Raw genomic sequence first — 13,559 nt, 5'->3', positions numbered from 1 at the left:
CTATAGTCCAGTTCTAAACTTGATAATTTAGATATAAGACATCATACGACTATTTATTTTAATTTGACAAGCTATCTAAGAAAATTATTTTTGAGTACGTGAATTGACAAGTTGTCTGATGTCTTATAGCGTTTAAAAAAGAAAAAGTAACCCTAGCCAAGGAGTATCAAGATGGCGACTTCAACACCTATAGTAAAATCGGTTCGTGCAATTCCGGTAGCAGGGCATGACAGCATGTTACTTAATTTAAGTGGCGCACATGGCCCGTATTTCACGCGTAATCTATTGGTTATAGAGGATAACTCAGGAAATATCGGTGTTGGCGAAATTCCGGGTGGTGAAAAAATCTTAAATACCTTAAATGATGCGAAAGCGTTAATTGAAGGTCAGCCTATCGGTGAATACAAAAATCTGCTAAAAAAAATTCAAGAGACTTTTGCCGACCGTGATCGTGGTGGGCGTGGGAACCAGACTTTTGATTTGCGTACAACCATTCATGTTGTCACGGCTTATGAATCCGCTTTACTCGATTTATTGGGCCAGCATTTAAATGTCAATGTCGCCAGTTTGTTAGGCGATGGGCAGCAACGTACTGAAGTTGAAGTATTGGGTTATTTATTTTTTATTGGTGACCGTCAACAAACTCAATTGGATTATCTCGGCTCAACTGCAAAGACTGAATTGGATTGGTATCAGGTTCGCCATGAAAAAGCGCTCACACCAAGTGCCATTCAACGATTGGCCGAAGCTTCTTATGACCGTTATGGCTTTAAAGATTTTAAATTAAAAGGTGGTGTCTTACACGCCGAACAAGAAGCAGAAGCGGTAACCGCAATTGCGCATCGCTTTCCTGAAGCACGTGTCACGCTTGATCCAAATGGTGCGTGGTTTTTAGATGAAGCGATTGCCGTGGGTAAACATTTAAAGCATGTGCTGGCTTATGCCGAAGATCCATGCGGGGCTGAACAAGGTTACTCAAGCCGTGAAATTATGGCGGAATTCAAACGTGCTACAGGCTTGCCTACCGCAACCAATATGATTGCAACTGACTGGCGGGAAATGTCGCATAGTATTCAGCTTCAGGCAGTGGATATCCCTTTAGCCGATCCACATTTCTGGACGCTAGAAGGATCTGTTCGCGTATCGCAGTTATGCAAGATGTATAACCTTACATGGGGATCACATTCAAATAATCACTTCGATATTTCGCTGGCGATGTTTACACATGTTGCTGCAGCCGCTGTGGGCAACGTTACAGCGATTGACACACACTGGATTTGGCAAGAAGGTATTGACCATCTTACCAAGTCACCACTTGAGATTAAGAACGGCAAAATTCAGGTTTCCACAGCTCCCGGACTTGGTGTAGAACTCGATTGGGATAATATCTACAAAGCACATGAGCTTTATAAAGCCAAAGGCTTAGGCGCTCGCAATGATGCTGAAGCCATGCAATATATGATCCCGAACTGGACATTCAATAATAAAAAGCCATGTTTGGTTCGTTAATTTAGAGTTTTTGAATGATTCAAAACGGCCGCTCACACGAGCGGCCGTTTTTATTGAATTAAATTTAGCAAAAAAAATAAAAAAGAATTGAAACTGAAAAAAGATATGATGTAAGATGTCTGACAACATAGGTTCAAAAGGATATGCGTTAATGGATGCTCTTGAGTTAAAAAAAATTGTTTCTGACGGTTTATTGTCTTTTCCAGTTACTGACTTTGACCAGCATGGGGAATTTAATGCGGCGTCTTATCAAAAACGTCTTGAATGGTTAGCGCCTTATGGTGCAAGTGCTTTATTTGCAGCGGGTGGTACGGGTGAATATTTTTCATTAACCGGTTCTGAATATTCGGATGTTATTAAAACGGCAGTCGATGCGTGCAAGGGTAGTGTTCCAATCATTGCAGGTGCAGGTGGTCCAACACGTCAAGCAATTGCTCAAGCCCAAGAAGCAGAGCGTTTAGGTGCTCACGGTATTTTGCTGATGCCGCACTACTTAACCGAAGCAAGCCAAGAAGGTTTGATTGAACACGTGAAACAGATCTGCCAAGCAGTCGATTTTGGTGTGATTTTTTATAACCGCAGTGTTTCTAAACTCAATGTTGATTCTCTACATCAACTGGTTGAAGCCTGTCCAAATCTGATTGGCTTTAAAGACAGTTCGGGCCAAATCGATATGATGACGGAAGTGGTACAAACCTTTGGTGATCGTTTGTCATATTTGGGTGGCTTACCTACGGCGGAAGTTTTTGCAGCGCCTTACAAGGCATTAGGTTCACCTGTCTATTCATCGGCTGTATTTAACTTTATTCCAAAAACAGCGATGGAGTTTTACAACGCTTTACGTCGTGATGACTTTGAAACAACCCAACGTTTGATTCGTGACTTCTTTTTACCTCTGATCAAAATCCGCAACCGTAAGTCTGGTTATGCGGTAAGTATGATCAAAGCAGGGGCGAAAATTGTAGGGCATGATGCAGGGCCGGTTCGTCCGCCGCTCAGTGATATGACGCCTGCGGATTACGAAGATTTAGCAGAATTGATTGCGACACTTGGCCCGCAATAAGTTCAAAGTTTTAAGGAAATACTATGATGAGCAAGAATATCGGTAAACAGTTTATTCAGGGTCAACGTGTTGCAGAACACGCGGCAAGCTTAGAAAGTATCAATGCTACAGACTATCAGCCGACTGGCTATATATTTAGTCAAGCCAGTTTGAATGAGGTGGATCTTGCAGCAAAAGCCGCACATCAGGCATTTTTGACATACCAAAATACCAGTCACGAACAACGCGCATTATTTTTAGATGAAATTGCCATTCAGATTGAAGGGCTAGGTGCTGAGCTTCAAGAAGTGGCGGCCCTAGAAACAGGCTTACCACTTGCGCGCTTGCAAGGTGAAACTGCACGAGTAACAGGGCAACTTCGACTATTTGCTGAATTGCTGCGCCGTGGAGATGTACTGGGTGCTCGAATTGATACCGCGCTGCCAGATCGTAAACCTTTACCGCGTGTCGATTTAAGACAATATAAAGTTGGCGTGGGGCCGGTTGCAGTTTTTGGTGCCAGTAACTTTCCGCTTGCATTTTCTACCGCAGGTGGTGATACAGTCGCAGCGCTTGCCGCAGGCTGTAGCGTGGTATTTAAGGCACATTCAGGTCATATGGCAACAGCTGAACTGGTTGCTCAGGCGATCGAAAAAGCAATCGAGATTTGCAATATGCCGCGTGGCACATTCAATATGATCTTTGGAGCACGAGTAGGTGCTAATCTGGTCGAGCATCCTCTCATTCAAGCTGCCGGTTTCACGGGCTCACTCGAAGGCGGAATGGCATTGTTTCGCTTAGCACAAAACCGCACTCAGCCTATTCCATTTTTTGCAGAAATGTCGAGCGTTAATCCTGTAGTTGTGCTACCAGATGCGCTTAACGCACGTGCAGAGAAAATTGCACAAGATACAGTTGCTTCATTTAACATGGGATGTGGCCAGTTTTGTACAAAACCAGGTTTGATTATTGGGATTAAAAGTGTTGAGTTTGATCGATTTGTGGAGGCTTTGATTGACTCAACACGTAGTGCTGCTCCACAAGTGATGCTTAATCGGGGTACCTTAAAAAGTTATCATCAGGGCATTCAAAACCTAGTTGATGCATCAGGTTTTGAACACATCGCATCTGGTTTAGCGCCAGAAATGGCTTCACAGGCACAGGCGCATTTGTTCAAAGCAGATTCTTCTTTGCTGCTAAAAGGTCATGCATTGTTGCAACATGAAGTATTTGGTCCGATGTCGGTGGTTGTTTCGGTTGAAACCAAGGCTGAGCTCCTGCAAGGACTCAATGCTCTAGGTGGTCAGCTCACCGCAACTATTATTGGTGATGATAGCGATTTGGCAGAGGCTGCAGATCTATTACAAACACTCACCCGTAAAGCTGGCCGTGTATTATTTAATGGCTACCCAACAGGTGTAGAAGTTTGTGATGCCATGGTACATGGTGGTCCATTTCCGGCAACCAGTGATGCACGCGGCACCTCGGTAGGTACAGGTGCTATCGATCGCTTTTTGCGTCCGGTATGCTACCAAAATACTCCGCAGGCCTTGCTGCCTGATGCACTAAAAGATACTAATCCATTAAACATCCATCGGTTGATTAACGGTCAATTCACAAAAAATGCAATCTAATATGAGAAAGCGGTTCAGCTGTAGCTGAACTGCTCTTTTATAACACTGTTTTTAATTTTCAAAACTGCCCATAAGCTGAATTTTTTCAATGTGCTTATGACTAACTTGTCAGTTTATAGTAATATGAATAATCGAATTTTCTAATGTTTAATGAGTTCTTCAAATATGTCTAGCGCAATCAAACCTAGATCAGCAAAAAAACTAAGCCAGATTATTGTAGAACAACTTATTGCAAAAATTCAGTCTGGAGAATTTAAAGTTGGAGAAAAAATTCCTACTGAACTTGAGCTGATCGAGGCATTTGAAGTCAGTCGCTCCGTGATTCGAGAGACGATCACAGAACTTCGCTCGTTAGGATATGTCGAAACCCGTCATGGAATTGGCACATTTGTAAAAGAACAGATCGCAGAACAAAATTTTTTGTTGTCCAACGCTAGCCTAGAAACCATCAATGACATTGTGGCATTACTTGAGCTTCGAATTAGCTTAGAGTCGGAAGCGGTATTTTTGGCATCCGAGCGCCGTTCAGATATTCATATTGCCAAAATGAAAGCAGCGCTTGAAGATTTTGAATCTCATATTTCGTCAACAGCAAACGATGGAACGGTCAAGGCAGATTATGACTTTCATATTGCAATTGCAGAAGCATCAAGTAATCAATATTTTGTCGATTTTTTAAAGTATCTGGGTGAAAAAATCATTCCGCGTGCTCGACTCAATTCAATTGAAAAGAGCCCGGAAAATCGTGAGGACTATCTTAAGTCTGTACATCATGACCACGTGAATATTTACAATGCAATTGTGGATCAAGATGGATTACTTGCTCGTCAAATGATGCGTGCACATTTGTCTAAAAGTATTAAGAAATTCAAACAATAATCAAAATTAAGGTCGTGATTGAATTTGAACAATCCCGACCTCAAGGCTTAAACTAGATTTTGCTCAATACCTTGCATATTTTTATTAATATTGTCTTGAATGGTTAAAAATAACCGCTGCTGTGCTTCGTCGGTTCCCCAAGCAATATGTCCTGTAATCAATACATTGGCATGCTGCTTATGTAAATTTAATAGGGGATGATCGACTGGTGGTGGTTCTTGATCCAATACATCAGCTGCATAGCCCGCCAATTCTCCAGATTCAATCGCTGCAACAATGGCGTTGGCATCGACCAAACCACCACGTCCTACATTAATCAGTAAACTGTTGGGTTTCATCATCTTCAATACTGAGGCATCAATTAAATGACGAGTCTGTTGGTTGAGTTCGCAGTGTAGAGACACAATATCTGCAGTTTGAATGGCTGTTTCAAAAGGAACATAGCCTTCACGACACGTTGTTGCACCTTTACGCTCACTAAAGAGAACGTGCATTCCAAAAGCCTCAGCTTTTTGAGCAAGAGATAAACCAATTTCACCTTTGCCAATAATTGTGAGCGTTTTACCTTTAAGTTCGCGCATTGGGGCAGCCAAATGAAACGAACTATCTCCGATCGACCATTTGTCCTCTAATACACCTTGAAGCTGCTGGCCAAAATTTTTAATCAGATAAATCATAAAGGTAAATGCATGTTCTGCTACAGCATCGCCTGCATAGCCGCGAATATTACATACCTGAATACCATGTTGCCGCAATAAAGGCATGTTGACATGATTGAATCCGGTTGAACATAATGCCACCAGTTTTAAATTCGGGTTATTTTTTAAAATAGTTTCATTAATATCTAAATCACTGATAATGAGTACATCTTGATCGAATACTTGTGTCGCAAACTGCTCCTGAGTGAGCTGCTCAAACTCGGTATAATCCACTGGAAAATCGAACTCGAATGCTTGATCAAGTAACACGTATTTTTCTGTACAAGTAATTTTTAAAGATTTCATAAGATCATAACATTTAAAGATAAGACATCATACAACAAATTTTAGTCAAAGTAATTGTAAGAGGCAATTTCTCTATTCATTCATGCGATAACAAAGAGTAATTGATTCTTAGTGATTATTTCTGTTTATTTTAGTGAAAATAGAAGATGAGATAACTTAAGCTAGCCTAAATTTTTAACATAAATTGTGAAATTTAAATTAAATAAAAAAGATAATTAATTGGTTTAAATATTAAAAAATGTGATATATTTAACAAAATTGATTTCCATTGTGGAAACCCTGTAATGGTTTTGCATTCCCGGTTACAGGTTTTTTTATTTTGTAAAACTATGTCTAATAAAAAATGAAAGTGTATGAGATGATTTTTTCGATCAGTTCAGATGAGCAAGAACGAATACTGTATCACGTCAATAATGCTTCAACACGAACAGATTTTTTAGCTAGATTAAAATTGATATTCGAGCAAGAATGGATTTCTTCAAAAGTTGAAAGCAGTAGTTCAGATCAAATTGCCTTCGATGAGCAAATCTATTATGAAAGTTTACAGCAAATCGAAATGATGTCTGACGATTTTATTGCTCATGGCACTGCACGTTTAACAAAAAATATTTTTATGTCGGTTTTGGTACGCGACGTCATTAAAATATAGAGAATTTGATTATTAAATAAAAAAGATATAAATCCACTTCCTCAATATTTTAACGATACTCTGAAGTGGATTTATGATGAGGGTAATAACCTTAAGGTACTTTTTTACAAGATTCAGATGGCGATTGCAAAATTTGGCTTGCCGCAGGCACACTGTGCGTCAGCCATACATTTCCGCCAATCGTAGATCCTTTACCAATGATAATTCGGCCTAAAATCGTGGCACCTGCATAAATTACCACTTCATCTTCTACAATCGGATGACGCGCATAATCTTTTTTCAGGCCACCATCATCGGTAAGCTCAAATCGTTTTGCACCCAGTGTTACTGCCTGATAAATACGCACACGCTCACCAATAATACAGGTTTCTCCAATCACAACGCCGGTTCCATGATCGATAAAGAAACCTTTACCAATTTGGGCACCTGGATGAATATCGATACCTGTTGCAGAATGCGCCAGTTCAGAAATAATTCTAGACACCAGCGGCACATGCTTATATAGCTGATGTGAAAGACGATGATGGATAATCGCCAATAATCCCGGATAACAAATCAGTACCTCATCGACACTGTGAGCAGCCGGATCGCCCTCAAAAGCCGCGAGTACATCTTCATCAAGTAAACGGCGGATATCTGGCAGCGCATTGGCAAAATCTTGGACTATGGTTTTGGCATATGTATCGATGTCTTGATCGACAGTACTTGGGTGCAGCTTTGCCTCGTAATGCAAGGCCATGCGTACTTGTATAAAAAGTTCGTTTAATACGCGGTCAAGCGTATAAGCAATATAGTAATTTTCGGTTTCTTGGCGAAGTTCTGCAGGTCCAAGTCGCATCGGAAATAAAATGCCGCATAAGTCATTAACCACGACCCGAAGAACTTCCTTAGATGGCAGTTCGCGATCTCCCATCTCTTTGGTGCGATGTTGACTTTCACGCCAGTCGTGCCGTGCTTTTTGCAAGCCGTCTACAACGGAGTGGATATTCCATGAGGCCATTTTTTTAATCCTAATGATTTGCTACATGTGTAATAGAAACTGACTAAGTTATTGTTTAAATCAATTTTTGATTTTTTTCAAATTTTTAGCTTTTAATTGTGTATTTTACTCAACAAATAAAGCAAACAATGCGTTTGATCTGGATATGACTCCTATATACTCTGCATATATTTTTACTTACGCAAAGTTACATTGAGTTTTGAGTATTCAGGATCATTTATGATAAACGCCCAGATGTTTCCCACCACATTTCTTTTTCGTTGTTTAAAAATGATCTTAGGTACAGGTATTGGTACTTTAAGTACACTCAGTTTTGCAGAAACTCAATCTAAGCAGCTCGAAACCATTGTGTTGAGTGCCAATCAGCAAGATTCTGGTTATTTGCGTCAAAATGTTAATCTGGAAGGTTTTGGTACAACGCAGTTAAAAGATATTCCAGCCTCTGTATCTGTCGTGAGTTCAGCACGCTTAGAGGATCAGCAAGCCAAAGTACTGACCGATGTGATCAAGAATGATGCTGCTTTGGGAGATGGATATGCTGCAATCGGTTACTATCCGAATTTTGTCTCGCGTGGTTTTGCGCTGGCTTTAGGTTCAAGCTATCTGCTCAATGGCTATGTGGTTCGTGGTGAACAAAACATTGCACTTGAAAATAAGGATCGAGTAGAAATTCTAAAAGGCATTTCGGCCATTCAAAGTGGCATGTCGACACCCGGTGGCGTCGTCAATTATGTTACAAAGCGTCCAGAGGATATTCGTTCAGTTACTGTGGGTGCCAACAGTGAGGGAGGAACATCTATCGGGCTAGATGTCGGTGGCTTTTTAGGCAAAGCGCAAACCTTAGGTTATCGCGTAAATCTTGCCGAAGAACAGATTCATCCTTATGTCGAGCATGCTAACGGTCAACGTGTGTTCGGCTCACTCGCACTCGATTGGCAGATTGATGATCAATCACAGCTTCAGTTTGATATTGAATCACAACGCCAAAAACAACGTTCAGTTCCGGGATACCAATTACTCGACGGCTCAACAGTTCCGACTGATGTGGCTTGGAGCAGATTGCTGGGTTATCAAAGCTGGAGTAAGCCAGTCACCAACGTTGCGCTGAACACCAGCCTGACGTATCGCTATCAAATTAACTCAGACTGGGCTGCGAGCATCGGTGCGAGTTATAGCCATGTCAAAATTGACGATTATATTGCCTTTCCATATGGTTCCTATAAAGGTTTGAAACCGATTGAAAATACCTTTGATGCCGATGGAAACTACGATCTTTACGATTACCGTAGCCCAGACGATGTACGTATGACCACACAACTCAAATCGAGTTTAAAGGGCCAATTTGAAACGGGAACTGTACATCATCATTTGAATTTTGAACTGGCTGCTGTAGAAAAAAATCAAAAACGTTATGTTGGTATTAATACACACGTTGGAACAGGGAATATTTATCAGGACACCATCGATTTTGAGCCCGCTACATTTGATTTAGGAAATCGATATAAGCCACTCGAAAGTAAGCAGCTTTCTGTGGCATTTACAGATCGAATGGAGGTTGATCCACAATGGACAGTATTACTGGGTGGAAAATGGATCGATTTAAATGAAAAAGCGTATGACAGTGATGGTACGGAAAATCGTCATACAGACATTCAAAAATTTTTACCACAAATGGCATTAAGTTATCGACCACTTGAAAATACAATAGTTTATCTTTCTTATGCGAAAGGTTTAGCGGACGGTGGAACAGCACCATGGTATACAAGCAATGCCAATCAGGTCTTGGCACCTGTTCAGTCACGACAATATGAGCTGGGCTTCAAACAGCAGTACAACAACGCTTTGCTCAGCTTGGCACTTTTTGATTTAAAGCAGAATAATCAGTTTGTTGCACCTACTGATGAAGGCAATCTCACGTTTATCGAAAAAGGTGATCAGCGTTCTCAAGGAATCGAATTCGGATTGACGGGCAAGCTTTCATCACAAATTGAACTGAGCTCAAGTTTGGCATTGATGAAGTCTCGTTGGGAAGGAAGTGAAGTTGATGCTTACGAAGGGCATCAAATTCAAAATGTACCCAAACTGCGTTTTGCAACGCATGTGTCTTATGATGTCGCGCAAATAGACGGTCTACGACTCTTGGCGGGTATGCAATATAGCGCCAGTAAATATGCCAATAAGTCTGGAACTGTAAAAGTTGGCGGTTATAGTGTGTTTGATCTTGGTGCAGCTTATGCCTTTAAAGTCAGTGGTTATGACTCTACACTCAGACTGACCATTGAAAATCTGTTCAATAAGCAATACTGGCGTGATGTAGGTGGATTTATGGGCGATGACTATTTATTTTTAGGTGCACCACGAACGGCTCAAGTTTCACTTAATGTGAAATTTTAAATCAAGAGCACATCTTCATCATTTCGGTGCTTTTTTTATTCGGCATGTGTCATTTTGGGGTGGGTTTTTAAAAACAGGGTTGAGTTCAGTTGCAAGTGAACTCAACCGTTTTCTATTCTTGATCAGCCAAATGACGAAAATGGAAGATTTATACGTAAAATGACGTAGAGACAAATTTTGACAACACATTATAATCGAAGATTTGTATTTTATTTTTTTTATTTCTCTATTATTAAATTAATAAGAAGATAATTTATTTTAAAACTAATTATTATTATTTAAGATTATGATTTTAATTAAAATTATTTTAATTAAAGATTTAATTTTTAAAATATAAAGCTGAAAAAATTATTTTTGGCATGCTCTTTGAATGATATTTCATCGCAAAAAAATATTTTAATTTAAAGATGATCAAATTGGAGAAGAAGTCATGTTACAGCAAAGAATGGCGTCCATTTCATTGTGTATTGCAGCGGTAATGGGGGGATTATCACTCACAGGATGCTCAAAATCATCAGACAAAACGGCAGCCACCGAAACGTCGGCCACGTCTGCACCAGCCAGCAAAAGTTCAGACACCATTAAAGTCGGTATTTTACATTCCTTATCTGGCACTATGGCCATTTCAGAAACTTCGCTTAAAGACACGGCCTTGATGACCATCAATGAGATCAATGCGAAAGGTGGCGTATTAGGTAAAAAGCTTGAGCCAGTTGTGGTTGATCCTGCGTCTGACTGGCCACTTTTTGCAGAAAAAGCACGTCAGTTGATTACTCAAGACAAGGTAGCGGTCATTTTTGGATGCTGGACATCGGTTTCGCGCAAATCTGTTTTACCTGTAGTGGAGGAACTCAACGGTTTATTATTTTATCCTGTTCAATATGAAGGTCAGGAACAGTCTAAAAATATATTCTACACGGGCGCTGCACCGAACCAGCAAGCGATTCCTGCGGTGGAGTATTTAATGAGTGAAGAGGGTGGCAAGGCGCAGCGCTTTGTGTTGCTGGGTACAGATTATGTGTACCCACGTACGACCAATAAAATTCTTCGCGCATTTTTGAAATCGAAAGGCGTTGCAGATGCCGACATTATGGAAGAGTACACGCCGTTTGGTCATAACAACTATCAAATCATTGTGGGAAATATCAAAAAATTTGCTGCGGGTAAAAAGACTGCGGTGATTTCAACCATCAATGGTGACTCCAATGTGCCTTTTTATCGTGAGTTGGGTAACCAAGGCATCAAAGCATCCGATATTCCAGTGATGGCATTTTCTGTGGGTGAAGAAGAGTTACGCGGTATCGATACCAAACCGCTGGTGGGTCACTTAGCGGCTTGGAATTACTTCATGTCGGTTAAGAATCCAAAAAACATCGACTTTATCAATAAATTCAAACAGTACGCAGTGGAGTATAAACTGCCGAATGCCTCAAAAGTGGTCACCAATGACCCAATGGAAGCCACATATGTGGGGATTAATATGTGGAAACAGGCAGTCGAAAAAGCAGGCTCAACCGATGTGGATAAAGTCCGTACAGCCATGGCGGGCCAGACGTTTGCAGCACCGTCTGGATATACCTTAAAAATGGATGAAACCAATCATCATTTACAAAAGCCAGTCATGATTGGTCAAATTCGTGCTGATGGCCAATTTGATGTGGTCTATAAAACACCAACCACGATTCGTGCGGAGCCATGGAGCCCGTACATTCCAAAATAACAAATCAACGAGGGCCTGTACGCATTGATACAGGCCAACCTCAGTCAAGCTTAAAAAATATTCACATAGCAAGGGTTTACTATGTTTAACCATATTCGGCGCTGGGCAATGATGATGCTTTTCATACAGCTTTGTTGTGTGTCTGTGTGGGCAACTGAAAATAGCAGTCAGCCACAGACATCACTCTCCCACACGGCGGCTGTAGCGCACGATGATGCGATACAAACTTTTGTTCGGTCGGATTTTACAGCCCGTCGGACGATGCTTAATCAGTGGCCTGCCAGTCTAGAATCACTGGACAAACTTGTTGGTTATATCGACGACAATCAACTTTATACCGATAGTTCAGGTAATACCTATCTACTTAAAGATGAACAAACGCTCTTGAGCTATCCCGATGAAAAAGTCATCACCACATGGCCTTCAGATTTATCTCAAGTCACACTGGTGAATACTTTAAGAAAAGCACTGACGTTTGGGCAGGCCAAAGCCAAGCTTAATTCTGAAGATGCCACTCAACGCTTACGAGCAGTAGATATACTAGAAAACAATACTGCAGAGCTAGACAGTGGTTTTATCAAACAATTATATTTAAAAGAAAACAACAATAAGGTAAAAGCGCGACTTGCACAGCTTAAGGCACGTCTAGATTACAACAGCTCAGATGTATTCACTAAAATAGCAGCCATTAAAACCCTCTCAGCCTCCAACCGACCAGATGTTCTGGCTTTGGTCGAACATGAGCTGAGCCTTGCTCAAATTCATCCTGAACTCACAGCGGCATTACAAGATGCCAGAAATCAAATCAAAACTCGTTTACAGATCAGTGAATGGTCTGGTCATCTTTTTTCAGGTTTAAGTACGGCCAGCATTTTATTGCTTGCGGCGCTAGGTCTGGCCATTACTTATGGCTTACTTGGTGTGATCAATATGGCACATGGTGAGCTGATTATGATTGGTGCCTATACCACCTACGTGATCCAGAGTTTGTTTAAAGCGCATTTGGCTGCTTGGGTCGATTGGTACTTAATCGCTGCAATACCAGCGGCATTTTTGATCAGTGCATTAATTGGCATGCTGATTGAACGAACCATTATTCGGCCCTTATACGGAAGACAGCTTGAAACTTTGCTGGCTACATTTGGGGTAAGTCTAATTTTGATGCAACTGGTACGCATGGTATTTGGAGCACAAAATGTCGAAGTTTCCAATATTGCATGGTTAAGTGGCGGGATAGCACTCACGCCGAGTTTGATGTTGCCGTATAACCGAATGGCCATCATTGCCTTTACCGTTGTGATTTTATTGATTCTGCTTGTGCTACTCAACAAAACCCGTTTTGGATTGTTTGTACGCGCAGTGACTCAAAATCGTCAAATGGCACGTGCAGTCGGCATACGTTCTGCACGTATTGATATGCTTGCATTTGGCTTGGGCTCTGGGCTTGCAGGTTTGGCAGGCTGTGCCTTGGCGCAGGTTGGAAATGTGGGGCCAGATTTAGGACAAAATTACATTATCGATGCATTTTTGGTGGTGGTAGTGGGTGGTGTGGGGCAGGTTTGGGGCGCCGTACTGGCCGCGCTTGGATTAGGGGTAAGTGGCACGGTACTTGAAATTGGACTCGGTGCTGTACTTGCAAAAATTATTCTTTTGGTGCTTGTGATTTTGTTTATTCAAAAACGTCCACAAGGGTTATTTGCCATCAAAGGCCGGTTTGTGGAGTAAGAC

The 13,559-nt window shown here is 41.2% G+C and carries 10 protein-coding genes; 8 read left to right on the top strand and 2 right to left on the bottom strand.

The genetic code is table 11. The annotated features are described in order from the left end of the window. Positions 1–171: 171 nt before the first annotated feature. The 4 genes from gudD to Aso01_RS13110 all read left to right on the top strand — a co-directional run bounded on the left by gudD (position 172) and on the right by Aso01_RS13110 (position 5,064). The gene (gudD, locus tag Aso01_RS13125) at positions 172–1,509 is read left to right on the top strand and encodes a glucarate dehydratase (protein WP_004937644.1); all 1,338 of its coding nucleotides are present in this window, start codon (positions 172–174) and stop codon (positions 1,507–1,509) included. A 151-nt stretch (positions 1,510–1,660) separates the two neighbouring features. Then, positions 1,661–2,572, top strand: coding sequence for a 5-dehydro-4-deoxyglucarate dehydratase (gene kdgD, locus Aso01_RS13120; RefSeq protein WP_004937641.1), 912 nt, complete (start codon positions 1,661–1,663; stop codon positions 2,570–2,572). Positions 2,573–2,598: 26 nt separating this feature from the next. Beyond that, positions 2,599–4,185: an aldehyde dehydrogenase (NADP(+)) gene (locus Aso01_RS13115; protein ID WP_039910057.1), complete on the top strand. Its 1,587-nt coding sequence runs from the start codon at positions 2,599–2,601 to the stop codon at positions 4,183–4,185. Positions 4,186–4,350: 165 nt separating this feature from the next. Then, the gene (locus tag Aso01_RS13110; protein ID WP_004937633.1) at positions 4,351–5,064 is read left to right on the top strand and encodes a FadR/GntR family transcriptional regulator; all 714 of its coding nucleotides are present in this window, start codon (positions 4,351–4,353) and stop codon (positions 5,062–5,064) included. 47 nt (positions 5,065–5,111) lie between these two features. Here Aso01_RS13110 and Aso01_RS13105 read toward each other — a convergent pair whose 3' ends face one another. Further along, the gene (locus tag Aso01_RS13105) at positions 5,112–6,068 is read right to left on the bottom strand and encodes an NAD(P)-dependent oxidoreductase (RefSeq protein WP_004937629.1); all 957 of its coding nucleotides are present in this window, start codon (positions 6,066–6,068) and stop codon (positions 5,112–5,114) included. A gap of 358 nt (positions 6,069–6,426) precedes the next feature. Here Aso01_RS13105 and Aso01_RS13100 point away from each other — a divergent pair, with 358 nt between their 5' ends. Then, on the top strand, positions 6,427–6,717 hold the full coding sequence (locus tag Aso01_RS13100) for a hypothetical protein (protein WP_228127978.1): 291 nt from the start codon (positions 6,427–6,429) through the stop codon (positions 6,715–6,717). 91 nt (positions 6,718–6,808) lie between these two features. Here the strand turns inward: Aso01_RS13100 and epsC are convergent, their stop codons facing one another. Continuing rightward, entirely contained in the window at positions 6,809–7,717 is a 909-nt protein-coding gene (gene epsC / locus Aso01_RS13095) for a serine O-acetyltransferase EpsC (protein WP_004937623.1), read from the bottom strand. Between the two features lie 219 nt (positions 7,718–7,936). Between epsC and Aso01_RS13090 the strand changes: the two genes are divergently transcribed. From Aso01_RS13090 to urtB, 3 genes are all read left to right on the top strand, one after another. Next, positions 7,937–10,111 carry a TonB-dependent siderophore receptor gene (locus tag Aso01_RS13090; RefSeq protein ID WP_004937618.1) on the top strand — a complete coding sequence of 725 codons (2,175 nt, stop codon included), beginning with the start codon at positions 7,937–7,939 and terminating at the stop codon, positions 10,109–10,111. A 430-nt stretch (positions 10,112–10,541) separates the two neighbouring features. Continuing rightward, entirely contained in the window at positions 10,542–11,831 is a 1,290-nt protein-coding gene (gene urtA, locus Aso01_RS13085) for an urea ABC transporter substrate-binding protein (protein ID WP_004937615.1), read from the top strand. An 81-nt stretch (positions 11,832–11,912) separates the two neighbouring features. Continuing rightward, the gene (gene urtB / locus Aso01_RS13080) at positions 11,913–13,556 is read left to right on the top strand and encodes an urea ABC transporter permease subunit UrtB (protein ID WP_004937611.1); all 1,644 of its coding nucleotides are present in this window, start codon (positions 11,913–11,915) and stop codon (positions 13,554–13,556) included. Positions 13,557–13,559 lie beyond the last annotated feature (3 nt).

This window comes from Acinetobacter soli (genome assembly GCF_000760595.1).
GTDB classification, from domain to species: Bacteria; Pseudomonadota; Gammaproteobacteria; order Pseudomonadales; family Moraxellaceae; genus Acinetobacter; species Acinetobacter soli.
Note: the sequence above shows the minus strand (reverse complement) of the source record. Positions and strands in the feature narration are given on the sequence as shown.

Excerpts from the sequence above, each read along its gene's own strand:
- gudD (WP_004937644.1), top strand. The coding sequence starts at position 172 with ATGGCGACTTCAACACCTATAGTAAAATCGGTTCGTGCAATTCCGGTA.
- kdgD (WP_004937641.1), top strand. The coding sequence starts at position 1,661 with ATGGATGCTCTTGAGTTAAAAAAAATTGTTTCTGACGGTTTATTGTCT.
- Aso01_RS13115 (WP_039910057.1), top strand. The coding sequence starts at position 2,599 with ATGAGCAAGAATATCGGTAAACAGTTTATTCAGGGTCAACGTGTTGCA.
- Aso01_RS13110 (WP_004937633.1), top strand. The coding sequence starts at position 4,351 with ATGTCTAGCGCAATCAAACCTAGATCAGCAAAAAAACTAAGCCAGATT.
- Aso01_RS13105 (WP_004937629.1), bottom strand. The coding sequence starts at position 6,068 with ATGAAATCTTTAAAAATTACTTGTACAGAAAAATACGTGTTACTTGAT.
- Aso01_RS13100 (WP_228127978.1), top strand. The coding sequence starts at position 6,427 with ATGATTTTTTCGATCAGTTCAGATGAGCAAGAACGAATACTGTATCAC.
- epsC (WP_004937623.1), bottom strand. The coding sequence starts at position 7,717 with ATGGCCTCATGGAATATCCACTCCGTTGTAGACGGCTTGCAAAAAGCA.
- Aso01_RS13090 (WP_004937618.1), top strand. The coding sequence starts at position 7,937 with ATGATAAACGCCCAGATGTTTCCCACCACATTTCTTTTTCGTTGTTTA.
- urtA (WP_004937615.1), top strand. The coding sequence starts at position 10,542 with ATGTTACAGCAAAGAATGGCGTCCATTTCATTGTGTATTGCAGCGGTA.
- urtB (WP_004937611.1), top strand. The coding sequence starts at position 11,913 with ATGTTTAACCATATTCGGCGCTGGGCAATGATGATGCTTTTCATACAG.